General features: G+C 63.4%; 17 protein-coding genes. 8 read left to right on the plus strand and 9 right to left on the minus strand.

Annotation, left to right across the window (positions count from 1 at the left end; translation table 11 throughout):
- Positions 1-12 precede the first annotated feature (12 nt).
- From speA to KUV86_RS12870, 3 genes are all read right to left on the minus strand, one after another.
- Positions 13-1,932: a biosynthetic arginine decarboxylase gene (gene speA, locus KUV86_RS12860; protein WP_206940708.1), complete on the minus strand. Its 1,920-nt coding sequence runs from the start codon at positions 1,930-1,932 to the stop codon at positions 13-15.
- Positions 1,929-2,897 (minus strand): homoserine kinase, encoded by a 969-nt coding sequence (locus KUV86_RS12865; protein WP_206940706.1) that lies wholly within the window; start codon positions 2,895-2,897, stop codon positions 1,929-1,931. The genes speA and KUV86_RS12865 overlap by 4 nt, the downstream gene beginning before the upstream one ends.
- A 242-nt stretch (positions 2,898-3,139) precedes the next feature.
- Positions 3,140-3,409 carry a DUF2782 domain-containing protein gene (locus tag KUV86_RS12870; protein WP_206940704.1) on the minus strand — a complete coding sequence of 90 codons (270 nt, stop codon included), beginning with the start codon at positions 3,407-3,409 and terminating at the stop codon, positions 3,140-3,142.
- A 244-nt stretch (positions 3,410-3,653) separates the two neighbouring features.
- Here KUV86_RS12870 and polA point away from each other — a divergent pair, with 244 nt between their 5' ends.
- The 3 genes from polA (at position 3,654) to KUV86_RS12885 (ending at position 7,954) form a co-directional block, all read left to right on the plus strand.
- Positions 3,654-6,440, plus strand: a complete 2,787-nt coding sequence (gene polA, locus KUV86_RS12875) for a DNA polymerase I (RefSeq protein ID WP_222485092.1) — start codon at positions 3,654-3,656, stop codon at positions 6,438-6,440.
- Positions 6,441-6,522: 82 nt separating this feature from the next.
- Positions 6,523-7,245 carry a haloacid dehalogenase type II gene (locus tag KUV86_RS12880; RefSeq protein WP_222163935.1) on the plus strand — a complete coding sequence of 241 codons (723 nt, stop codon included), beginning with the start codon at positions 6,523-6,525 and terminating at the stop codon, positions 7,243-7,245.
- A 196-nt stretch (positions 7,246-7,441) separates the two neighbouring features.
- Complete coding sequence (locus tag KUV86_RS12885; protein WP_222485093.1) at positions 7,442-7,954, plus strand: hypothetical protein; 513 nt, start codon at positions 7,442-7,444, stop codon at positions 7,952-7,954.
- A gap of 135 nt (positions 7,955-8,089) precedes the next feature.
- On the opposite strand, the gene KUV86_RS12890 is transcribed toward KUV86_RS12885, so the two are convergent.
- Positions 8,090-9,109, minus strand: coding sequence for a Fe(3+) ABC transporter substrate-binding protein (locus KUV86_RS12890; protein WP_206940683.1), 1,020 nt, complete (start codon positions 9,107-9,109; stop codon positions 8,090-8,092).
- 446 nt (positions 9,110-9,555) lie between these two features.
- Between KUV86_RS12890 and KUV86_RS12895 the strand changes: the two genes are divergently transcribed.
- Positions 9,556-10,671, plus strand: a complete 1,116-nt coding sequence (locus tag KUV86_RS12895; RefSeq protein WP_206940681.1) for an ABC transporter ATP-binding protein — start codon at positions 9,556-9,558, stop codon at positions 10,669-10,671.
- A gap of 41 nt (positions 10,672-10,712) precedes the next feature.
- On the opposite strand, the gene KUV86_RS12900 is transcribed toward KUV86_RS12895, so the two are convergent.
- Positions 10,713-12,368: an ABC transporter permease gene (locus KUV86_RS12900; protein ID WP_222164041.1), complete on the minus strand. Its 1,656-nt coding sequence runs from the start codon at positions 12,366-12,368 to the stop codon at positions 10,713-10,715.
- Between the two features lie 218 nt (positions 12,369-12,586).
- On the opposite strand from KUV86_RS12900, the gene KUV86_RS12905 reads away from it, so the two are divergent.
- The 3 genes from KUV86_RS12905 to KUV86_RS12915 all read left to right on the plus strand — a co-directional run bounded on the left by KUV86_RS12905 (position 12,587) and on the right by KUV86_RS12915 (position 17,507).
- Positions 12,587-13,189 (plus strand): TetR/AcrR family transcriptional regulator, encoded by a 603-nt coding sequence (locus KUV86_RS12905; protein ID WP_222163937.1) that lies wholly within the window; start codon positions 12,587-12,589, stop codon positions 13,187-13,189.
- A gap of 118 nt (positions 13,190-13,307) precedes the next feature.
- Positions 13,308-14,456, plus strand: coding sequence for an efflux RND transporter periplasmic adaptor subunit (locus KUV86_RS12910; RefSeq protein ID WP_206940677.1), 1,149 nt, complete (start codon positions 13,308-13,310; stop codon positions 14,454-14,456).
- Between the two features lie 3 nt (positions 14,457-14,459).
- The gene (locus KUV86_RS12915) at positions 14,460-17,507 is read left to right on the plus strand and encodes an efflux RND transporter permease subunit (protein ID WP_222485094.1); all 3,048 of its coding nucleotides are present in this window, start codon (positions 14,460-14,462) and stop codon (positions 17,505-17,507) included.
- A 28-nt stretch (positions 17,508-17,535) separates the two neighbouring features.
- On the opposite strand, the gene KUV86_RS12920 is transcribed toward KUV86_RS12915, so the two are convergent.
- From KUV86_RS12920 to dctP, 4 genes are all read right to left on the minus strand, one after another.
- The gene (locus tag KUV86_RS12920) at positions 17,536-18,480 is read right to left on the minus strand and encodes an alpha/beta fold hydrolase (protein WP_222485095.1); all 945 of its coding nucleotides are present in this window, start codon (positions 18,478-18,480) and stop codon (positions 17,536-17,538) included.
- A gap of 219 nt (positions 18,481-18,699) precedes the next feature.
- Positions 18,700-20,025: a TRAP transporter large permease subunit gene (locus tag KUV86_RS12925; RefSeq protein ID WP_206940669.1), complete on the minus strand. Its 1,326-nt coding sequence runs from the start codon at positions 20,023-20,025 to the stop codon at positions 18,700-18,702.
- Positions 20,022-20,534 (minus strand): TRAP transporter small permease subunit, encoded by a 513-nt coding sequence (locus KUV86_RS12930; protein WP_206940667.1) that lies wholly within the window; start codon positions 20,532-20,534, stop codon positions 20,022-20,024. The genes KUV86_RS12925 and KUV86_RS12930 overlap by 4 nt, the downstream gene beginning before the upstream one ends.
- A gap of 77 nt (positions 20,535-20,611) precedes the next feature.
- Positions 20,612-21,718 carry a TRAP transporter substrate-binding protein DctP gene (dctP, locus tag KUV86_RS12935; RefSeq protein ID WP_206940665.1) on the minus strand — a complete coding sequence of 369 codons (1,107 nt, stop codon included), beginning with the start codon at positions 21,716-21,718 and terminating at the stop codon, positions 20,612-20,614.
- A 357-nt stretch (positions 21,719-22,075) separates the two neighbouring features.
- Between dctP and KUV86_RS12940 the strand changes: the two genes are divergently transcribed.
- Positions 22,076-24,424 (plus strand): tRNA(Met) cytidine acetyltransferase TmcA, encoded by a 2,349-nt coding sequence (locus KUV86_RS12940; RefSeq protein ID WP_222485096.1) that lies wholly within the window; start codon positions 22,076-22,078, stop codon positions 24,422-24,424.
- The last annotated feature ends 11 nt before the right edge of the window (positions 24,425-24,435 follow it).

Here is a 24,435-nt window from a genome sequence, read left to right on the forward strand (position 1 = left end):
GTATGGGAAGGCTTACTCCAGATAGGTGTAGCCGTCGAGCCCCTCCGACAGGTCATCCAGGAAGTGACGCTGCTCGCGAGGATCCAGATTGCTGCGGGTGAGCTGCACGCGCAGGCGTTCGCGCAGCACGTCAGCATTGAAGTTGACGTAGCCCAGCACGTCGGATACCCGGTCGCCCCACTGCAGGTTGGTCAAGCGCCAGCCGCCGTCGCGATCCAGTGAGGCATCCACCGCATCGGTATCACCGAACAGGTTATGCAGATCGCCCAGAATTTCCTGGTAGGCGCCCACCATGAAGAAGCCGAGCAAGCGCTCATCCCCCTCATGCCACTCGGGCAAGGGCAGGGTGGTCTCTACCCCCTGGCCATCCACGTAGCTGTCGATACGTCCGTCACTGTCACAGGTGATGTCCTGAATGACGCCGCGACGGCTGGGTTCGCGGTCCAGTCCGCACAGCGGCAGCACCGGGAAGATCTGCTTGATGCCCCAGACATCGGGCATCGACTGAAACAGCGAGAAGTTGACGAACAGCTTGTCCGCGAGCTTCTCGGCGAGTTCATCAAGGATCTCGCGATGGGCGCGATTGCGGGGGTCCAGCTGTGAGCGAAGGGCGGCACAGGCGGCAAAGTAGACGCCCTCGCCTTCGGCCCGTGCTGCCAGGTCGGCGGCTCCCAGCACGAAACGATCATGCAGATCGCCCATGTCCTGAATCAGGTCATGCCAGGCTTCCATCAGGCCGCGCGGCTCGGGCTCACGCTGCAGAAAGTCCAGCGTACGCCAGAGCGCTTCCACTTCGGGGTCGTCGCTCCGGCGTTCGCTGGGTGGCTGGGTGTCCACGCTCTCTTCGCCGATCACGTTGGTGATCAGAACAGCGTGGTGCGCGGTCAGCGCTCGGCCCGACTCGCTGATCAGGTGCGGCTGAGGCAGGTCCTCTGCGCTACATACCTGATTGAAGGCATAGACCACGTTACGGGCGTACTCGAGCATGGAGTAGTTGATCGAGCAGAAATTGCGCGAGTGGGTGCCTTCGTAGTCGACACCCAGTCCGCCGCCCACGTCCACCGTATCCACCGGGGCACCCAGCTGGTGCAGGTACTGGTAGAAACGGGCACATTCACGCAGACCGCGCTGAATATCACCGATATTGGCGATCTGGGACCCCAGGTGGAAGTGAACCAGCTGCAGGCTGTCGAGGCGGCCTGCCTCGCTCAGGCGCTCGACCACCGCCAGGATCTGGCCAGCGGTCAGGCCGAACTTGGACTTCTCTCCGCCGGTATCCTGCCACTTGCCACGTCCCACGGATGACAGCCGAGCACGCAGCCCGATGCGTGGCGTCACGCCCAGGCGTTCGGCCTCTTCCAGAATCATCGGTAGCTCGGACAGCTTTTCCACGACCAGGTAGACCCGGTGGCCAAGCTTCTCGCCCATCAACGCCAGACGAATGTACTCGCGGTCCTTGTAGCCATTGCACACGATCAGCGACGGGCCATCCCCTGACAGGGCCAGCACCGCCAAGAGCTCTGGCTTGCTGCCTGCTTCCAGACCCACGCGATCGCGCCCGCGCTCGTTGGTGGCGAGAATTTCCTCGACCACGCGACGCTGCTGATTGACCTTGATCGGGTAGACCGCGGTGTAGCCGCTGGTGAAGTTTTCCTCTGCCATGGCCTGATCAAAGGCCGCGCACAGCTGTTCGACCCGGTCATGCAGAATATCGGTAAAGCGGATCAGCACCGGCAGGCGCAGGCCGGCCTTGCGCACCTGCTCGACCAGGCCGATCAGGGGCAGGCTGGGGCCCGGCTCGACCTCGCCGAGGGGCCGCACCAGCGCTTGTCCGGCTTCATCCACGTCGAAGTAGCCACTGCCCCACTGGTCAATGTTCCAGGTACGGCGGGCACGTTGCACGGCTGCATCAGGTTGCGGCTTCTGGCTCACAAGCGAACCTCGGTGTCGGGCAGGGGAAGAGCGCCATGCTCCAGGCGCGAGCGCAGGATGCGCCGGAACTGCTCTGGGTCATGGGGCGTCAGGTCATGGGCTGGCGGGTCCACGTACACCACCAGCAGGCGCGACAGCCAATAGCGCAACGCCGTCAGGCGCAGCATCAGCGGCCATAGCGCGCGCTCCTGGGCGGTCAAGGGGCGCTCGGCGAGGTAGGCCTCCAGCAGCGCATCGTGGCGCTGCTGGTCGAGATGGCCATCGCCATCGGTGGCCCAGTCATTGATGACAATGGCCAGGTCGAACAGCAGGTCACCGGTGCAACCATTGTAGAAGTCGATGATGCCGCCCAGCTGCTCGCCGTCGAACAGCGTGTTGTCGCGGAACAGGTCACCGTGCAGCGCGCCCTGGGGCAAAGGCTGCTCGAGGGTTTCCAGGGCCGCCTGGTAGGCATCCACTTCATCCTGCATCAGCGCCTGGTCTGCGGGTGACAGATAGACCAGCACCTTGTGATGCATGGCGCTCAGCCAGTGAATGTCACGAGGGTTGGGGCGGTGCCCGCTGAAATGACGCGAGACGCGGTGCATTTCGCCCAGGGCCTGTCCCAGCGCCCGGCATTGAGCGGTATTGGGGGCCTTGGGGTGGCTGCCCGGCAGGCGCGGGAAAAGCAGCGCAGGGCGACCCGCCAACTCGTGCAATGCGACGCCGTCGCGGTCGTGAATAGGGCCAGCGACGGGGATGCGATGCTCGTCGAGGAAGTCCAGCAGCTCGACGAAGAATGGCAGTTCTTCGTGTTCACCCTGCTCGAACAGAGTTAGCACCAGTTCTCGCCTGTCGGTGGTGACAAAGAAGGTGCTGTTTTCGGTGCCTGCGGGCACCCCTTGCAGCCTTGTCAGTTCGCCGACGTCAAAACGGCTGAGAAAGCCTGAGACCTGTGAGTCTTCAAGCGGAGTGAATACGGCCATGGATCGTCTCGCCCGGGGTTGCCAAGGCGCCTATTGTAGCGACTTGGCAACGAGTTGCACGTGATCGAGAAACGTAATCTCAGCGGAATGACAGTGCCGCTTGGGGCAAGTGCCCGGCAGAGGGCCTGGGGCGCGCAGGTCGCAGACAGCAAACGTGCAAGGTGAGCACAACGGGCGGGCAGCGAAGGCGGAGCGACGACGCTCGTCGATTGGCCCCGGCCAGGCTATTGGACCCTGCTTGGCTATTGGACCCAGCCTGGCACGTCGACGCTATCGCTGGTCTGGCGCTGGAAGTTGCCGTCGCCATTGCGGTCCACCAGGAAGTAGGTGCTGCCACCCTTGGGCTCCACCTTGATGGCATACAGCTTGCCGTTGACTCGGTACTCGCTCAGGGTCTGGCCGGCTTCCTGGCGTACGCTGACATCCGGTTGCACCTGCGCCACAGCGGGTGCCGCTGTCGCCAGTAGCGTCAGGGCCAGCAGGCTAGCGCTGGTGAGGCGTTGAATCATCATGGTAAGCCTCCTGATGACAGTTCATCGTCAAACGGTTTGGTAGAACGGTGTTCGATAAGACCATGATACGTGTCGCGGGGTTCCCCGGCAAAGACGTTGTGGTCGCGCCGCAGCGGGCAGACGCTGGTGCCAGGGTGGAGCGACGCTCTGGACTTCACTCGGCGAAAAGCGACCGGCAAAAGACGCACGGGATGCGTATCATGTGTGGCAACGTAGACATTCTTTCTTACAGGGACGCCGATCCATGGCCTCTAGCCCCATCGTTCTCGTCGACGGTTCCTCCTATCTTTACCGTGCCTTTCACGCCCTGCCGCCGCTGACCACCTCCGAAGGTCAGCCTACCGGTGCCATCAAGGGCGTGATCAACATGCTCAAGCGCCTGATCAAGGACTATCCGGACAGTCCCATGGCGGTGGTCTTCGATGCGCCCGGCAAGACCTTTCGTGATGAGCTGTACGATCAGTACAAGGCGCAGCGGCCGCCGATGCCGGATGACCTGCGCGCTCAGGTCGAGCCGCTGCACGACTGTGTCAGGGCGCTGGGCTTGCCGCTGCTGTGCATCAAGGGGGTCGAGGCCGATGATGTCATTGGCACCCTGGCCCAGATGGCGACGGACGCCGGCCGCGACGCCGTGATCTCTACCGGCGACAAGGACATGGCGCAGCTGGTCAATGGCCATATCACGCTGGTCAACACCATGAAGGACGAAACCCTGGATGTGGCCGGGGTGAAGGACAAGTTTGGTCTGCCGCCGGAGTTGATCATCGACTACCTGGCATTGATGGGCGACAAGGTCGACAACATCCCCGGAGTGCCGGGGGTTGGCGAAAAGACCGCTATCGGCCTGCTGCAGGGCATGGAAGGCGGGCTGGATGTGATCTATGGCGACCTCGACAAGGTCAAGACCCTGTCATTTCGTGGCGCCAAGACGTTGCCCAAGAAGCTCGAGGAACATCGCGATCAGGCCTACCTGTCGTACACGCTGGCCACGATCAAGACCGACTGCGAGCTGGAGCTCGGCCTCGATGACCTGGCCATTGCTGCGCCGGACCGTGAGGCGCTGAAGACGCTTTACCAGCGCCTGGAGTTCAAGAACTGGCTGTCGGAGTTGCTGGCCGGTCAGGACGAGGGCGTGGACGACGTGGCGGGTGGCACGGCCACCCCGGCGGGGAGCGATGACGCCGAGGATGGCAAGGTCGCCGCGGGGGACACGCGGGAGGATCACGTGATTCTCGAGCAGGCCGAGCTGGACGCCTGGCTCCAGCGGCTGGCCGACGCCGAGGCCTTCTGTTTCGATCTGGAAACCACCAGCCTCAACTATATGGAGGCCGAGATCGTCGGTATTGGCCTCGCCCTGGCCCCGGGCGAGGCCGCCTACATCCCGCTGGCCCATGACTACCTGGATGCCCCTGCCCAGCTCGATCGCAAGCAGGTGTTGGCGTCGCTTGCTCCGATACTGGCCGATGAGCGCATCGCCAAGATTGGCCAGAACCTGAAATACGACATCTCGGTACTGGCACGCTACGAGATGGCGGTCGCCGGGCCTCTGATCGATACCATGCTCGAGTCCTACGTGCTGGATTCCACCGCCACCCGGCATGACATGGACTCCCTGGCGCTGAAGTACCTGGGCGAGGGCACGGTCAAGTTCGAGGATATTGCCGGCAAGGGTGCCAAGCAGCTGACGTTCAATCAGATTGCCCTGGAACAGGCGGCTCCCTACGCCTGCGAGGACGTCGATATCACCCTGCGCCTTCACCACGAATTGCGCCCCCGCCTCGAGCAGACGGGGCGATTGGCCGAGGTGCTCGACAGGCTTGAACGGCCGCTGGTTCGGGTGCTGTCGCGGATGGAGCGCAACGGGGTAGCGTTGAACGTCGAACTGCTGCACACCCAGAGCCAGGAGCTGGCCGAGCGCATCCGTGAGCTCGAGGCCAGGGCGTTCGAGCTGGCCGGACGAGAGTTCAACCTGGGTTCGCCCAAGCAGCTGGGACAGATCCTGTTCGAAGAGCAGGGCATTCCCGTGATCAAGAAGACCCCCAAGGGCGCGCCGTCCACCGCCGAGGCGGTGCTTGAGGAGCTGGCACTGGATTATCCTCTGCCCAAGCTGATCATGGAGCATCGTGGCCTTTCGAAGCTGCGCTCCACCTATACCGACAAGCTGCCCAGGCTGGTCAACCCGTCCACCGGTCGTCTGCACACCAGCTATCACCAGGCGGTGACGGCCACCGGTCGTCTGTCGTCGTCAGATCCCAATCTGCAGAATATCCCGATTCGTACCGACGAAGGACGCCGCATCCGTCAGGCCTTTGTGGCACGGCCTGGCTATCGCATCGTGGCGGCGGACTATTCTCAGATCGAGCTGCGCATCATGGCGCACCTGTCCGGCGACAAGGGCCTGCTGTCGGCCTTTGCCGATGACAAGGACATTCACGCCGCCACGGCGGCTGAGGTGTTCGGTGTCGGCCTGGACAAGGTGTCCAGTGATCAGCGCCGCAGTGCCAAGGCGATCAACTTCGGGCTGATCTACGGCATGAGCGCCTGGGGGCTGGGTCGCCAGCTGCACATCGAGCAGAGCCAGGCCAAGACCTACATCGATCGCTACTTCGATCGCTACCCCGGGGTGGCCCGCTATATGGAGCGTATCCGTGCTCAGGCGGCCGAGGATGGCTACGTCGAGACAGTGGCCGGGCGCAGGCTCTATCTGCCGGAAATTCACTCTCAGAACCGCGCTCGTCGCCAGGGCGCCGAGCGCACCGCCATCAATGCGCCCATGCAGGGGACGGCGGCAGACATCATCAAGCAGGCCATGATCGATATGGACGATTGGCTGACCGACCAGGCGGGCAGCAATGGCTTCGATGCCTGGATGGTGATGCAGGTCCACGATGAGCTGGTGTTCGAGGTCAAGGAAGACCAGGTGGACGCCTTCATGGCCGAGGTCAAGGCGCGCATGCAGAATGCTGCCAGTCTCGATGTGCCCCTGATTGTCGAAGCCGAGAGCGGTGCCAACTGGGACGAGGCCCACTGATAGCGCCAGCCATGGTCTATGCTGTTGTCCCAATGGAGGTGCTGGCAAGGCACCGTACGCGGCCGACAAGGAGAGCAACAGCATGGCGACGCCCTGGCAACGACCCAAGATACTGGCCTTCGATATCTTCGGCACCGTGGTGGATTGGCACGGCAGTATCGTGCGCGAGGTCGAGGCCCTGGGCCTGCTTGACGGTCCCGGCTGCGCGCTGACGCCAGCTGACTTTGCCCGAGCCTGGCGGGCGGGCTACAGGCCTGCGATGGCTCGGGTGATGTCAGGCGAGCTGGGCTGGACGCGCATCGACGACTTGCACCGGATGATTCTGGACGAGCTGCTCGATCAGTATCACCTGGCGCTGGACGAGCCGGGGCGGAGGCAGCTCAACCTTGCCTGGCACCGGTTGGCGCCTTGGCCCGACAGCGTCGAGGGGCTTTCGCGACTCAAGCAACGCCATGTGATCTGCACCCTGTCCAACGGCAATCTGGGGCTGCTGGCCGAGATGGCCAAGCTAGGGGGGCTGCCCTGGGACCTGATTCTGTCAGCAGAGGTCTTCCGCGCTTACAAGCCCCATCCGGACACCTACCTAGGCGTCGCAGAGGTGTTCGAGGTGGACCCTTCGGAGGTCATGCTGGTGGCCGCCCACCAGGATGATCTCGACGCCGCTCGCGGCTGTGGCCTCAAGACCGCTTACATCGAGCGCCCCCACGAGTTTGGCGCCGATGCCCCCAAGTCGGTGGAGGGATCCTCCGCCAACGACCTTCACGCCAGCTCGCTGACGGACCTGGCCCGCGCACTACAGTGCTAGTGGGCCAGTCGCTGGAGGCTAAGGGTAATGACCCTGGAATCTGGTGATGCCTGGGCGCTGGCTTTGCTCGCCAGGTAGTCCGCCTCGACAAGTGGTCATTCACCACTGCCGAGATCGTGTTGCGGGTGCTATGGTGTCGGTCATGGAATGCCAAATTGGTCGTGGATGCCACGGCCCCATTGCCGGAGACAAGGATATGACACGGGTAAAGATGGGATGGGCAGCGCTTGCCATGGTGACGCTGGCAGGCTGTGCGTCGACCTCGCAGCCACAGACCGCCGCGGAAATGTTTGACTGTAGTGCGCTCAATCAGGCGGTGGCGAGTGCCGAAGGAGGCTTTGCTGGCATCAAGGGGCGTTTCGAAGACAACCGTCTGACCCGCACCTGGGAAACCGACGTTCAGGCGTTTCATGAGTCCTGTCTGATCAGCTCATCCCAGCGTCCCGATCATTATTCCTGTTTCGGCCGCATGGACAGCGATGATCCGCGCGGGGCGCTCACGGTCGGTGGGGAGGCGCTGGGCCAGTGTCTCGGTGCGGACTGGTCCTCGACCCGTGAGGAAGGCAGCGACCGCTTGATCTTCTCCAGGGCAGGCACCGACACCACCGTGTCACTGGAAACCTTCCTGAATGATCGTGGGCGTCGCATGGCCAGCCTGGATGTCTGGCAGCATCCGGATGATCTGCGACTGGAGTCCACCGGCCGCTGAGCGCCATCTCGACGTTGCGGACGAACACGCTGCGATCCAAGACGCTGCGAACGAAAAAGCCCCGAGCCATCGACTGGCTCGGGGCTTTTTTTGCGTCAGGCCTGCAACTTGGCAGTCGCTGGCCTCAGCGACGGATCAACGCCAGCCAACGCGGTCGAAGATCTTGATCGCTTCCGGGTTGTTTTCACCCAGCACGCTGACGTTGACGTCGTCCTTCTTGAACTCGCCCCAGGAAGACAGCACCTCATCGAGGGCGACGCCTTCCACCACCGGGAACTCGTGATTGCCCACCGCAAACAGCTCCTGGGCCTTGTCGGATGCCAGGAACTCAAGGAAGGCCACCGCGTTATCGTGGTTCGGCGCACCCTTGACCAGGCCAGCGCCGCCGACGTTGACGTGGGCACCACGGTCATCCTGATTGGGGAACAGGATCTGAACGCTCTCGGCGGCTTCGCGCTCGTCGTCGTTGTCGGATGTCAGCAGGCGCACGTAGTAGTAGTGGTTGGCGACGGCCACATCGCACTCACCGCTGGCCACGCCCTTGATCTGGTCACGATCACCGCCTTCCGGGTCCCGCGCCATGTTATCGACGACGCCCTGGGCCCACTCCTCAGCCCCTTCCTCGCCGTGGTGCTCGATCATCGATGCCAGCAGTGACTGGTTGTAGATGTTGTTGGACGAGCGAATGCAGATCTTGCCCTTGAGGCTCGGGTCAGCAAGCTTCTCGTAGGTGTCGACCTGTTCAGGATCGATGGTCTCCGGGTTGTAGAAGATCGCACGCACACGCTGGCTGAAGCCGAACCAGTCACCTTCAGGGTGGCGCATGCTGGCGGGCAGGCGCTCATTGAGTACCTCGGAGTCCACCGCCGCGAAGATGCCTTCTTCCTCGGCACGCCACAGACGGCCAGCGTCCACGGTCATCATGATGTCTGCCGGGCTGGCTTCGCCTTCGCGCTTGATGCGCTGAATCAACTGATCGGAATCGCCCTGCAGCACATTGACCTCGATGCCGGTCTCCTCGGTAAAGGCATCGTACATGGCCTGGTCTGAGTCATAGTGACGAGCGGAGTACACGTTGACGCTGCCGTCGGCGTAGGCAAGGCCGGAAGCGCTTGCCAGGGCAATGGCTGCGGCGAGGCGAGTGGCGTTTGACATCGGAGACCTCTTGTAGTGGGGAATGATAATACGTGTCATTCTGCGATGATATTGAACGGCTTGTTGCCGGTGGCGTCAATCATTGTGCCTCCACGGAGCGATGGCGATGGCTTCACTCGGCATAGTCGGCACGGCTCATCCGAGGTAAGCCCGCTACCATAGGGGCAGTTACCTCAATAGAGGCAGTAGCCTCGACGAGGATTGCGCCTGCCAGGGGTGTGACAGGCGGTGCGGGGCACGCACCGGCGCTTGCCAGCGTCTGGTGAAGGGAACTGGCCGGTCTGCTGAGGGGGAGCTGGCCGGCGTCTGGTAACGGAAAAGGGGGAAGGCGTGTTGGAAGGATTCGCGTTACCATGGCCTGCCCAGCGGCGCTGGTGGGCGTCCCGAGGCCGCAGGGCCTGACACCCGCCACTCTTGTTTTCGGCTCTTCAGGTGCGATGACCGTCATGCCCCCACACTCTGCCTCCGCTGCTGCCGAGCAGCTAGCACTCGAACAGACACCGTTGATGACCATGCACAAGGTCCAGCATCGCTACGCTGATGCGCTGGCGGTGCGTGATGTGTCCTTTTCGATAGCGCCAGGGGAAGTGGTGTGCCTGCTCGGGCCCTCCGGCTGTGGCAAGACGACCTTGCTGCGCATTGTGGCGGGGCTTGAGGCGCTGCAAAGCGGGGAGCTGGTGTTCGATGGGGAGCGCCTTGCGGCCCCCGGGCTGGCCCATGTCCCCCCCGAAAAGCGCAGCGTCGGCCTGGCATTTCAGGAGTCGGCGCTGTTTCCTCACCTTAGCGTGCTCGACAACGTCAGTTTCGGGCTTAAGGGACTGCCGTCAGCCAAGCGCCGACAGCGGGCGCTGGAACTGCTTGCCCAGCTTGGCATGGACGGTTATGCCGAGGCTTTTCCTCACACCCTGTCGGGAGGTCAGCAGCAGCGCGTGGCCCTGGCCCGAGCCCTGGCGCCTTCGCCCAAGTTGATGTTGCTTGACGAGCCCTTTTCCAGCCTCGACGCACGACTGCGGGACCGGATTCGGGACGATACCCTGCACGTGCTGAAGCAGCTGGGCGCTGGCACCCTGCTGGTGACCCATGACCCGGAAGAGGCCATGTTCATGGCCGATCGTATCGTCTTGATGCGAGAAGGCAGAGTGGTGCAGGCAGGCACCCCGGAAGAGCTCTACTGTGCGCCCGCGACGCCCTTCGTGGTGACCTTCTTCGGGGACGTCAATCGTCTCGAAGGGACGGTGCAGCGGGGCTATGTGCGCACGGCCGTGGGACCGGTGGCAAGTGACCTGGCCGAGGGTTCGCGTGCGCAGGTGCTGGTGCGACCGGAAGCGCTGCGGGTGGTGGAAATCGACAGCCCCAAGGCGCACGAACATCACAGCCACGTGCTGATGGCACGCCTACTGGGACGCAGCAGCCTGTTGCACCTCTGCGTGCATGGCAGTGATGGCCAGGAAGCCCACATGCACGCCCGCGTACCCGGCGTCTTTCTTCCCCGCGAAGGCCAGGCCGTCCAGGTCAGTCTCGATCCGGCCCAGGCCTTCGTCTATCCGGCCGACATGGTCTGATATCAGGTGACATGAGCTGGCCCGGCTGACGCCCGGTCTGATCAGGCGCCTCTGTGGCCAGGGCGCGAGCGGCGCATGGCCAGGCTCAGCAGGACCACCGGAATGATCCCCACCGCCACGATCGCCAGCGAGGACGTGGACGCCTCGGCGAGCCGCTCGTCGGCGGCCAGGTTGTGGGCTCTGACCGCCAGGGTGTCGAAGTTGAACGGACGCAAAATGATCGTGGCCGGCAATTCCTTCATGACATCCACAAAGACCAGGATACCGGCGGCCAGCAGACTGCCTCGCATGATCGGCGTGTGCACCTTGCGCAGTGTGCCGGTAGCGGTCTCTCCCAGGGTGCGTGCAGCGGCATCCATCGACGGTGTGACCTTGCCCAGGCTGGCTTCCACCGCGTTGAAGGACACCGCCAGGAAGCGCACTACGTAGGCGTAGATAAGGATGAAGGCGGTGCCGCTGAGAATGAGCCCGATCACCTCCCCGGTGGCGGCCTTGTAGAGCTGATTGACATGGTCGTCGACCCAGGCAAAGGGAATCAGGATGCCGACGGCCACGACGGACCCCGGGATGGCGTAGCCAAGGGAGGCAATTCGCGTTGCCGTGCGGGTCACCGCGCTGGCTTCCAGTCTGGCGCCGTAGCTCAGGATGACCGCCAGTCCCACCGCCACCAGCGAGGCGCTGATGGCCAGTAGCAGGCTGTTGCCTGCGTACTCCAGAAAGGCGCCTCCCAGCACGCTGTCGCCAGCCTTCAGGGCCATGCTGCCCAGCAACAGGCAGGGCAGCACGAAGCCCACGGTCACCGGCACGGCGCAAGCCAGTGTCGCGCCCCAGGCACGGGCACCGCTAAGTCGATACTCCGGCAGCTGCTGATAGCGGTGCGAGGTGTGATGAAAGCGGCGCTTGCCCCGTGACCAGCGCTCGAGCAGCACGAACAGGATGACGAAGGCCAGCAGGCAGGCGGCCAGCTGGGCGGCGGCGACCTGCTCGCCCAGGCCGAACCAGGTGCGGTAGATACCCGTGGTGAAGGTATCGACGCCGAAGTACTGCACGGCGCCAAACTCATTGAGGGTCTCCATCAGCGCCAGCGATACCCCGCCCACCAGAGCCGGACGCGCCAACGGCATCGCTACCTGGGTGAACATCTGCCAGGGCGTGCGTCCCAGCGTTCGTCCCACATCCAGCATGCACACCGACTGCTCCAGAAAGGCGGCTCGCGCCAGCATGTAGACGTAGGGGTAGAGCACCAGGGTGATCAGGGTGGCCGCCCCAGGCAGGGAGCGAATGTCGGGGAACCAGTAGTCACCGCGCGACCACTCGAAGGTCTCCCGCAGCAGGCTCTGCAGTGGGCCTGCGTACTGTAGAAAGTCTGTATAGGCATAGGCGATGACGTAGGTAGGCACCGCCAGTGGCAGCAGCATGGCCCACTCGAACAGGCGCTTGCCCGGGAAGCGGCACATGACCACCAGCCAGGCGCAGCCGGTACCGATCGCCAGCGTGCCAAGGCCGACGCTCAGGACCAGCAGCAGGGTGTTGACCAGGTAGCGACTCAGCACAGTGTCGGCAAGGTGGCGCCAGATATCGCCAGCAGGCACAAGAATGTGGCCAAGAATGACCAGCACCGGCAAGGCGACCACGGCGGCAACACCCAGAGTGAGCCAGCCCCAGCGAGATAGCCGTCGTGATGGAGCGTTGGCCATAGAGGAAGAACTGCTGGACAAGGGGATACTCCTGGTCGGACACCGCAGGTCGGGCGGGACGCAAGATGATACCAGCCCGTCGCGGATGCTGCAGTCAGTGGAAAGGGGCAGGGGCGCGGTATCGCTCAGGTATTCCTGCCAGGCAATAACAGGATGGCTTTGAAAGTGAATGAGTATTCATTTATTTTAAAAGGCATCTGACAGGAGGCTTTTACATCGTGCGACCCCGTGATGACAGCAAGCGAGTGGGACTGCTCGAAGCCACTCTGGTCGAAGTGACAGAGCACGGCTTTCAGGTCGCCTCGGTCGCGCGTATTGCGCGTCGCGCCAAGGTCTCGCCGGCGACGGTCTACATCCACTTCACCGACAAGACCGCGCTGCTCGAAGCGACCTTTGTGCACGTGTGTGACCGCTTGATCGATACCGCGCTGGAAGCCTTCGATGACGAAGTCGACTTGCGTGCAGGGCTCAAGGCGATCTGGCGGGCGTTGTTCGGCTTGGCGCTGGAGCAGCCGCGGCTGTTTCGCTTTCACGATGCCTTTAGTCACTCGGTATGGATGACCGAGGCACTGCGTGAGCGCAACGACCGCCGACTGTCGCCGCTGCTTGACGTGGTGGACCAGGGCCAGCGCAGCGGTGTGCTCAAGCCCGCCGGTCGCGCCCTGGTGCACTGCTTTCTGTTTTTGCCGATCTATCAGCTGGTACACGGCCAGCAGTGCCACCCCTTCGACCCCAGTGACGCCAATATCGAGCTGGCCTTTGCCATGGCCTGGGATGCGATAGCCGCCAGTCCGGAGGCGGCTACGCAAGGCTGTCGCTGAATACGTCCTGTTGGCGCAACAGCCTGAACCAAGAGCCTGACGCAAGACATTGAAACAAAACTGAATACTGACCCCCGATAGCCCCTGACCCAAGACCCCTGGATGCATTGGAGCCCCCATGATCCCTTTCCGCCAGCGCCTGATTCTTCGTCGACGAAGCCTCGTCGCCACGCTGCTTGCCGTCGTTGTGATAGCCGGCTGTGAGGCCGACCAGCCGCCACTGACGCAGCAACAGGTGCATCCGGTGAAGCTGGTAGCGCTGGATGCCAAGCGCCAAGGCATGCTGATGCGCTATCCCGGTCAGGTTCAGGCGTCTGAGCGTTCGGAGCTCTCCTTTCGCGTTGGCGGAGAGCTGCGCGAGCTTGCCGTACAGCCAGGCGATGAGGTTGAAGCCGGCGACTTGATCGCTCGGCTGGACGACCGCGACGCCGAGAGTCAGCTGGCCAGCGCTCGCTCCAGTTACAGCCTGGCGGAGGCGACCTACGAGCGCATGCGTATCTCGCTGGAGCGCGGCGCCATCAGCCGCTCACGCTTCGACGAGGCCAGGGCCGAATACCTCTCGGCCCAGGCCCAGCTCAAGCAAGCACAGGATCAGGTCAGCTACACCGAGCTGACGGCGCCGTTCAGCGGTGTGATTGCCTCGGTGCCTGTCGATAACTACCAAGTGGTCACCGCCCAGCAGACCATCGCCGAGCTGCAGCAGCCAGGTTCCATCGATGTCACCTTCCAGCTGCCGGAACAGCAGGTGCGCCGGATCAACGACGAGCGTGCTCAGGCGGTGCAGGACGGTGATGAGGCCGTGGTGTGGGTCACCTTCGCCGAAAATCAGCAGCAGCGGTACCCGGCCCGCTACAAGGAGCACGACAGCAGCGTGAGCCAGGGCTCGCTGAGCTATGAGGTGACCCTGACCCTGCCTGAGCCGGAGGACATCACCGTGCTGTCAGGCATGAGTGCGACCGTGCTGCTCGACATGAGTGCGCTCACCGGTGACAGCCGAGACCCCTGGCGCGTGCCGGTGGCCGCGGTGACCACTCGCGAGTCAGCCCCTGAGCAGCCAGTGGTGTGGCGCTTTGTGCCGGATGATCCCGCCGCCGCTGAAGGCCCCGGCAAGGTCGAGGCCGTGCCGGTGACGCCGGGGCCGATTACCACCCGCGGGATGTTGATCGAAGGCGAGCTTGAGGCCGGTGATCGGCTGGTGGCTGCCGGTGCAGAGCGGATGCAGGAAGGGCGGCAGGTGCGCCCGTGGATCAAGGAAGAGGGGCTCTGATCAATGGTCGATTTTTTCCTGCGCCAGAAGGTGATCAGCTGGATGATCACCCTGCTGCTGGCCATCGGCGGCGTCGTCTCCTTCTTCGGCCTGGGCCAGCTCGAGTTCCCCGAATTCACCATTCGTAACGCCATCATTTCGACCCAGTACCCTGGCGCGACGCCTGAGCAGGTCGAAGAAGAAGTCACGCTGCGCCTGGAGAAGGCCATCCAGCAGATGCCTGACCTCAAGCGTGTCAGCTCGGTCAATGCCGACGGCCTATCGCAGATCACCGTGGAGCTGGAGAACACGGTGCGCGAGAACGAGCTGGATCAGTACTGGGACCTGCTGCGCCGCAAGATCAATGATGCCCAGGTTCAGCTGCCTCCTGGAGCGGGCACGTCGATCGTCAATGACGACTTCGGTGACGTTTTCGGCTTGCTGCTGACCTTGACGGGGGCGGACTACGGCCAGCAGGACCTGGAAGATCATGCCGACCTGCTGCAACGCGAACTGCGCCTGGTCGAGGGGGTCAAGAAGGTGGCCATCGCCGGCACGGTGCAGGAGCAGGTGGTGGTGTCCCTCGATCGTGACCGCATGAAGGCGCTGGGAATTTCGCCGCAACAGCTCAGCGACCTGCTCAATGCGCAGAACGTGGTAGGCGATTCCGGTCACATCAAGCTGGATGGCCTGTCCCTGTCGCTGCAGCCGACCGGCGAGTTCGACAGCGTCGAAGCGCTTGAGCAGCTGGTGGTAGGGCGGCCGGGTAATGGCCTGATTCGGCTGGGGGATATCGCCGAGGTGTCGCGTGAGCTCAGCGACACGCCCCAGTTGTTGTATCACTCGGGCGGCCAGCCGGCGCTGTCCATCGGGATTTCCTTCGCCTCCGGGGTCAATGTGGTGGAGGTCGGCGAGCGGGTAGAGGCCCGACTCGCTGAGCTGTCCCAGCGCATGCCGCTAGGGATGGAGCTGGAGACCGTGTATCACCAGCCCCACGTCGTGGAAGACGCGGTCAACGGGTTTTTGATCAACCTGGCGGAAGCCGTTGGCATCGTCATCCTGGTACTGCTGCTGTTCATGGGCGTGCGCAGCGGACTGCTGATGGGCTTGATTCTGCTGCTGACCATTCTCGGCACCTTCATCATGATGTCGATCCATGGGATTCAGCTGCAGAAGATTTCGCTGGGCGCCTTGATCATCGCCCTGGGCATGCTGGTGGACAACGCTATCGTTGTCACCGAAGGCATGTTGATCGGCATGGCCAGAGGCAAGACCAAGCGCCAGGCGGCGCTCGAAGTGGTCGGACAGAACCGGCTGCCCTTGCTGGGGGCCACGGTGATCGCCATCACCGCCTTTGCCCCGATAGGGCTGTCTCCTGATGCCACCGGTGAGTTCGTCGGGTCCCTGTTCTGGGTGCTGTGCTATTCGCTGTTTCTCAGTTGGATCACCGCCCTGACCCTGACACCGTTCTTCTTTGATCTGTTCTTCAAGGACCGCGTTGCGGGCGATGACCAGAGTGACGACGTGGACCCCTACCGCGGGCTTTTGTTTCGGGTCTTCCAGCGCATGCTTGTCCTGGGTATACGGTTTCGCTACCTGACGCTGTTGCTGGCGGTCGCCCTGCTGGCCGGCGCTCTGTCGGTGTCCGGTCAGGTCAAGAACGCCTTTTTTCCGGATGCCACCACCCCGCTGTTCTTCGCCGACGTGTGGCTGCCGGAGGGGACCGACATTCTCGATACCGAGCGCACCGTCGAGCGGCTGGAGCAGAAGGTCCTCGAGATGGAAGGCGTGACCCAGGTGACCAGTGTGATCGGTGGCGGCGCCCAGCGCTTTACCCTGACCTATGCCCCGGAAGACCGCTACGCGAGCTTTGGCCAGTTGATCGTCGAGACTCGTGATCGCGACAGCCGAGAGGCGCGCATGCGCGACGTGATCGAGACGCTGCGACAAGACTTCCCGCGGGTTCAGTACAAGGTGCAGGCGCTGCAGGTAGGCCCATCGGCCAAGGCCAGCATCGAGGCGCGTATCTACGGTGATGACCCCGAGACCCTGCGTGAACTGGGGGCACAGGTGCGCGGCATCTTTCAGGATGAACCCATGGCGGACAGCATTCGCCTGTCATGGAGCAATCGCGAGAGCGTCATTGTCCCCGAGTTCCTGGATGAGCAGGCACGCCGGGTGGGGGTAACCCGCGATGGTCTGCAGCAGGCCTTCCGTCTCAACAACGATGGCGAGCAGGTCGGCGTCTATCGGGAAGGCAGTGAGCTGATCCCGATCGTGATGCGCTCCCAGGAGGGGCAGCGTCACGACATCGATAACCTGGGCGCCATCAACGTCTGGAGTGAAGAGCAAGGGCGCTACCTGAGTGCGGGCAACGTGCTGGGTGAGCTGCGTACCGAGCTGCGGGACCCCTTGATCAAGCGCCGCGACAGGCGGCGGATGTTGGCCGTCTACGCAGAGCCCATGCCGCTCTCCGGTGAGACCGCTGCCAGCGTGCTGGGACGGCTGCGGCCCCAGGTGGAGGCCATCGAGCTGCCGCCAGGCTACGCCATCGAGTGGGGCGGTGAGTACGAGACCGCCAGCGAAGCTCAGCAGGCGCTGCTGTCGTCGCTGCCGATGGGCTTGCTTGGCATGTTCATCATCACGGTGCTGCTGTTCGGGCGCCTGCGACAGTCGCTGGCCATCTGGTCCATCGTGCCATTGATGATGATCGGCATCATTGGGGGCCTGGCCCTGTTGGGAGCACCCTTCACCTTCATGGCGCTGCTCGGCACCCTGAGCCTGATCGGCATGGTGCTGAAAAATGCCATCGTCCTGATGGAAGAGATCAACGTCCAGCGCAAGATCCAGGACGATGCCCATGATGCGGTGGTCCAGGCTGCCGTCAGTCGTGTACGCCCGGTCACCATGGCGGCGATCACTACCATGTTGGGCATGTTGCCCCTGTTCACCGATGCGTTCTTTGCCTCCATGGCCGTGGTGATCGTGTTCGGCCTGGGGGTGGCGACGCTGCTGACGCTGGTGATGGTGCCGGTGGTGTACTGCACGCTGATGCGCATTCGCGCGAGCTGAGAGTGGGCCGTGATAGCTCCCGGCGACGTCAGCCGCCGGGGGCATAGAGTTCGCGATTCGGTGTGACGGCAGAGGCGTCCTGCGTGCTCTGTGCCTGCGGGTCAGTGGACGCCAAGTGCTGCTCCAGCCACCCCGTCAGCAGGGGCCACAAGGTCTCCCGGTGGCGTCGGCGGAAGCCGTCCAGGTGTCCCAGTGCGCCACTGCCCAGCGTCTCAGGAGTGAGCTGCAGACGCGTCACCGGGGCCTGGGTGAAATAGGACGCCAGCAGGTCAATGCTGTCGCGGCTGGCGTAGGGGTCGTCATCGAAACCCACCACCAGCAGCGGTATGGTCAGCCGGGCGAAGCGGGCCTCCGCGGCAAGCTCAGGATCATCGAAGAAATAGCGCGGCAGACTGATCCAGTGGCTGCACTGGCGGGCAACGCCGCAGGGGACGTCTTCACTGACCCCCAAGCGCCGACAGGGGACATAGCCGGCGACGCGGGACAGCAGAGGAAACAGGATCTTCAGCAGCACATAGGCCCGCAGGCGAAGCCACGGTGACGTGATGAAGCGCAGGCAACTGGCGTTGCAGGCGATCAACACCGCGGCACTCAGCAGTCGACTGGCCTCGCCCAAGCCAATGGCATGCCCGCCAAAGCTGTGTCCCACCGCCAGCATCGGGAGCGTCGGCCAGCGCTGGTGCGCCCAGCGCGTCACGCTGTCGGCGTCCAGTTCTGCCCAATCCTGCATGCTCACCTGTAGCTGGTCGAGGTGTTCCGGTCGCGACCGGCCTATCCCGCGGTAGTCATAGCAGATCACCGTCAGCCCTCGTTCACACAGAGCATTGGCAAACCCCTGATAGAGACGCTGGGAGACAGCGGAAGCGGGATGGATGATCACCACTCCTCGCGGGTCCTGGTCGGGTTCGAAGAGGCTGGCGCCGAGCGGATAGGCGTCGGCGGCAGGTAGGGTAAAGCGAGAGACATTGGCCATCGGTTGGGCCCTGCACGGTAGGTGGATCGAGAGGTCGGGATCTCTCGATAAGTAATACGGCGCAGGAACTAGGTCGAGGCTTTACCAAAACGGTAGCGCGGGAGGGTGAAAAGCCGAAGAGTATGCTCTCTCGGTACTGGAAATCTCGTCGCTGCAAAGTAAAAAAGCCCCCGCCGAAGCGGAGGCTCACTCGTACCGTCGCGGTGATCTTGCGTGTACTTATCCGAGCAGCTTGGAGGGCAGGCCGGTGACCAGCCAGGGGAAGTACGACATCAGCACGCAGGCCAGCAGGATCAGCGCGCAGAAGGGAATGACGGCCTTGTACAGATCCAGCGTCTCGACCTCGGGCGGGGCCACGCCCTTGAGGTAGAACAGCGCGTAGCCGAAGGGCGGGGTCAGGAAGGAGGTCTGCAGCACCACGGCGACCATGACCACGAACCACAGCATGTCGACACCCATGGTCTCCACGATGGGGAGCATGATCGGGAAGCTCAACAGTACGATGCCGGTCCAGTCGAGGAACATCCCCAGGACGAATACCAGCAGGAACATCAGGATCAGCGCACCTGTAGTGCCGCCCGGCATGGCCAGAACCAGCTCGCTGATCACATCCATGCCCCCGCCAATCGAGAACACTCCGGTGAAGGCGGTGGCGCCGACCAGCACGAACATCACCATGGTCGTCGTCTTGCCGGCCTCGATGAAGGTGGTATAGCAGGTCGACAGCTTGCGGTCGCCGAAGATCAAGAACAGGCAGAACGCCAGCGTCACGCCAATGGCAGAGGCTTCCGTGGCCGTGGCAATACCGGTGAACAGGGCTCCCAGCACGCCAAGGATCAGGCTCATGGGCGGCAGCACATACTTGCACAAGCGTACGATCAGCTCGCCGGTACTGGTTTCGGCGCGTTCCTCGACACCTACCGGGGGACCGAAGTCAGGTTTGATCAGGCAGACGATGAGCACGTACAGCGCGTACATGCCCCCCAGCAGCAGGCCAGGCACCAGCGCGCCGGCAAACAGTGCGCCGACCGACACGGGAGAGTAGCTGGCCATCAGGATCAGCATGATGCTCGGCGGGATCAGAATGCCGAGACAGCCGCTTGCCATGATCACCCCGGCGGACAGCCCCTTGTGGTAGCCGTACTTGAGCATCGGCGCGAGAGCGATCAGTCCCATGACGGCGATGGAGGCACCGACGATGCCGGTAGTGGCCGCCAGCAGTACCGAGACGATGACCACCGTCAGCGCCAGGCCGCCGCGCACACGTCCGAGCAACAGTCGCATGCTCTCGAACATCTTCTCGGTGACGCCGGAGTCGTTGAGAAAGCGTGCCATCAGAATAAACAGCGGGATCGCCACCAGAACATAGTTGTCCATGGCGCGCCCGTAGATGTTGTTGATGATGATGCCCAGCACCTGTGGGCCGGGGCCCAACCAGGCACCCAGCACCGCCATGCCACCCAGCACGAAGGCCAGCGGGTGGCCCATGAAGAGCCCCAGCATCAGTCCGGAGAACATGAAGATGGTAAGAAGTTCGGCACTCATCGGGCCTCCTCCCTGTCGTGGGTAGTCAGCTCCGTGATAGCGCGGATGACGATGGCGACGGCCTGCAGCAGGATCAGGACACCGGCGATGACCAACACGGCCTTCACCGGGTACACCGGAATGGAGACGATGCCGTAGGTGGATTCGGCGCGGCTCCAGGAACGTTCGAAGAAGCGCCAGCTATAAGTGATGAACATGATGATGAAGGGGGTGAAGAACAGCAGGTAACCCAGCAGGTCGATCAGCGCCCGGCCACGGCGGGACAACAGCTGCTTGACGATATCCACCTCCACGTGGGCGTGATGACGCAGCCCATAGGCGGCCATCAGCATGAAGTGGGTACCGAACAGCATGGTGGTGATGTCGAAGGCCCAGTCACTGGGGCGTCCGAAAAAGAAGCGCATCGCGATGTCGTAGACCACCACGAGGGTGATGATCGCGATCAGCGGAGCGATCAAACGGCCGAACCACTCGTTCAAGCAGTCAATGGCCTTGGCAATGGCGTTCATGGTGGAAGTCTCGTCGATATCCAACGATGACCGGCGGCCTGATCAAGGCCGCCGGCCGGTGAAGGCAAGCGTGTTGCCTAGTTCATGCAGGCTTCGATGTCGTCGAGCGACGGGATGTTGTCGGTGACGCGGCTCATGTTGAAGGGCACTGAGACGTCACGCCACTGGGCGTAGTCCTGCAGGTAGCTGATCATCGACTGATAGACCTTGGCATGCATCGGGTCCTCGCAGGCACCCTGCACGATCACCTCGTTGGTGATGTCCTGGATCTTGGCCAGATCCTCTTCGGACAGCTGGTTGATGGTGGTGCCATCCTCGATGAACTTGGCGGTGCCTTCTGTCGACTGCTTCTCGGACCAGGCCAGTGACCAGGCCATGGTGGCTTCAGAGGCGATCTTCAGCTTGGCCTGAGTTTCCTCGGACAGTGCGTCCCAGGCATCCTTGTTGATCATGACGCCGAACACACTGGCGGACTGGTGCCAGCCAGGGGTCATCCAGTAGTCAGCCACCTCGGAGAAGCCGGCCTTGTAGTCCACCCCAGGGGTGGAGAATTCGGCGCCATCCACCACGCCACGTTCGATGGCCTGATAGATTTCACCGCCAGCCAGAGTGACCTGAGAGCCGCCGAGTTGCTCGAGGACGCGGCCTTGGTCGCGACCGGACAGGCGCAGGCGCTTGCCTTCGATATCGGCGATGGACTCGATTGGCGTGCCACCACGGAAACCCGATTCATTGTTGGTGATACCGTAGGGCAGGTAGACCATGTTGTACTGGCCGTAGATCTCCTGGTAGAGCTCAAAGCCCCCCCATTGGGTAATCCAGTTCAGGTAGTCGACGCCGTTGAACAGGCTGGTGGTCGTTGCCAGCGGCGAAAATGCCGGGCTGCGACCGGCCCAGTAGCCAGGCCAGTCACCGGCGGCCTGGATGCTGCCGGTTTCGGTGGCATCGAAGACTTCGGTGCCAGGCATCAGGGTGCCGCCGGCGTAGAACTCGATCTGGACTTCGTCACCGGCCAGCTGGTTGACCAGCTCAGCCCAATGCTTGTCGATGGCGATCAGGTCGAGGTTCTCTGGCCAGGTGGTGGTCATGGTCCACTTTTCCTGGGCCATCGCCGAGCTGGACATGGTGGCCAGGGCGATACCAGCCACCAGGCCGGTAAGCGTGAATGTGGTGGTGTGCTTCATGCAGGTGCTCCCCGTGGGTTGTTGTGATTCTGCAAAGGAGGCGGTCGCTGCCTCTCCAGGTTGGCGTTTGGCATCCATGGTGGCGGTGCCTGGGAGTAGTGGCCGAACAGCGGGGGACCCTCGCTGTCGCCTCGGCTTCATCAAGCTAGCACGGTCCACAAGCGTTGTTCGATGCGACACATGTCGATGAATCACCACGCTTTTTTGGCATATGCACAGCTCTTGAAGCGATAAAAAGTATCGACAATTCAAGAAAATGAATAAGTTAGAAGCGGATCTATGCTGCACCGCCATAGATCGCACGAGCGTTTAATCGGTGCTTTCATTAGACCAAAGTTGATTTATCCTGGAGCCGCCATGCATAGCCTCGTCACCCATGCCGACCTCGAGCGCCTACGCGACTATCGTGCGCGTCTGGCCCAGCAGCGTCAGCGCGGGATGGTGTGGATGACGGGGTCGCCGGAACAGGTCCGTCGTCGAGCCCTGGAGTGTCTCGCACAAGGGGGCTGGGAGGCGCCGCTGTGGGCGGGCATGGACCTCGACGTCGTGGCAGAACCCGCACGGGACGAAGTGGAGATGGTGGCGCTCGGCAAGGCCAGGATGCGCCTGGGGCATGAGCACGATCTGCTGATCGTCGATGCCCTGTCACCCGCCTCGGGGTTCGACCCCGATGCGCTGGGCGCGCTGTCCGGGACGCTGGTCGCCGGTGGTCTGCTGTTGCTGCTGATGCCAGACGATGGCGGCCGTCAGCCTGATCGGGACTACCGGCGTATCGCCGCTCATCCCTGGGCGCCGGCGTCGCTGACCAGTCACTATCTTCAGCGCCTGCACCGCTTGCTGGGCGAGCTGGATGGCGTCATGCACTGGCATGGCGATGCCGGCCTGTTGCCAGCATGCTCTTTAGATGGGGCTCCAGACCGAGCTTCAGCCCAAACTTCAGACCTCTCTTCAGCTCGGGCTCCGGCGTCCTTATCGCCGACTCAATCCGAAACGGTGTCACCGTCCCCGGATGCTGACTGCCTCACCGCGGACCAGGCCGAGGCGGTGCGCCGGTTGTCTCGCCTCAAGCGCCGCCGTCCGCTGGTGATCACCGCAGACCGTGGTCGCGGCAAGTCCGCGGCGCTGGGCATCGCCTGCGCGCGAATGCTGGAGCACGCCTCCGCCGATTCGCCGTTGGAGATCCTGCTGACCGCCCCCAGGGTGTCATCCGTGGAGGCGGTGTTCGCCCGTCTGGCGGCGCTGTTGCCGGAGGGGGTGCGTGACGGCAATGACTACTGCCTGGCCGCCGGTCGGCTGCGCTTCATGGCCCCAGATGGGCTTTGCGATGCCGTGACCACCGGCGAAGCCGGCGGCGCCGGCAGCGTCCTGCTGGTGGATGAGGCTGCGGCGATTCCGGCAGCGCTGCTGGGTCAGTGGCTGAAGGCATTTCCGCGTGTCGCCTTCGCTACCACCGTGCACGGCTATGAAGGCTCTGGTCGAGGCTTTGCGCTGCGCTTCAGACGTCAGCTTGACGCTATCACACCGCAGTGGCAGGCCATGGAGCTGACCGCGCCGATACGCTGGGCGGCCGGTGATCCCCTGGAAGCGGCGATATCGGCTCTGCTGTGTCTGGACGCGGAGATGCCCGACGTCCCGGTGGCAGCTGGCGACCTGGCGTCCCAGGTCGCGGCGCTGCCGTTGTCAGTCATCGATCGGGCGGCCCTGGCGCAAGATGAGGATGCCCTGCGCGGGATGTTCGGGCTGCTGGTGCAGGCCCATTATCGCACCACCCCCAGTGACCTGCGGGCGCTGCTGGATGGTCCTGACACCCGCCTGTGGGTGCTGGGCCCGCCGGCCCATCCGGTGGCGGTCTGCGTGACCATCGATGAAGGCCGCTTTGATGACGACCTGGCAGAGCAGGTGCTGCTGGGGCAGCGGCGTCCACGGGGACACTTGATGGCCCAGTCCCTGGCCGCACACGCCGGCGAGCGAGGTGCCTTGACCGGGTGGTTGCGCCGGGTGTCCAGAATTGCCGTGCATCCTGACTGGCGACGTTGCGGATGCGGAGCGCGCCTGCTCGATGATGTCGCCGATCAAGCGTCGCTAGATGGCTGCATGCTGCTGGGGACCAGCTTCGGTGCAGATCCCGAGTTGCTGAGCTTCTGGTACAGCCGGGACTATCGTCCGGTGCGCCTCGGCCTGACCCGGGAAGCGGCCACCGGCGAGCACGCGGTCATGCTGGCCCGGAGCCTGACAGATGACGGGCAGCGGATCCTTGAGCGCCTGACCCAGCGCTTCCAGCGACAGCTCCCAGGGCTTCTGGCGTTCGAGCTGCCGCTGCTGCCGCCGCAGGTGGTGATGGCGTTATTGGCCCATTCCACGCTGGCGCCGCCGGATGATCATGACCTGGGAGAGCTGACGGATCTGGCGCGGGGCCTGCGTGAACCCGCCTTGTCGCGACCGGCGATCCAGGCCCTGGTCGTTGCCCTGGCCCGGCTGTCTCACCAGGCCATCACCTGTGGCGATCAGGGGGGGAATGGCGATCAGGGGGGGAATGGCGACCTGGCGTGGCTCGCGGCCTGGGCGTTTCAAGGCCGCTCGGAAAGTTCCCTGGCCGCGGCGCTTTCGCTCAGCGGCAAGGCACAGGTCAAACAATGGCTTCGGGACGCAGTGGGACATGGCCTGGACGTGATCGGTCACCTTTCCAAGCCGGCGGAGCAGGGGTAGAGTGCCTGCAT

This window comes from Halomonas sp. DP8Y7-3 (genome assembly GCF_019801675.1).
Lineage (GTDB): Bacteria > Pseudomonadota > Gammaproteobacteria > Pseudomonadales > Halomonadaceae > Halomonas > Halomonas litopenaei_A.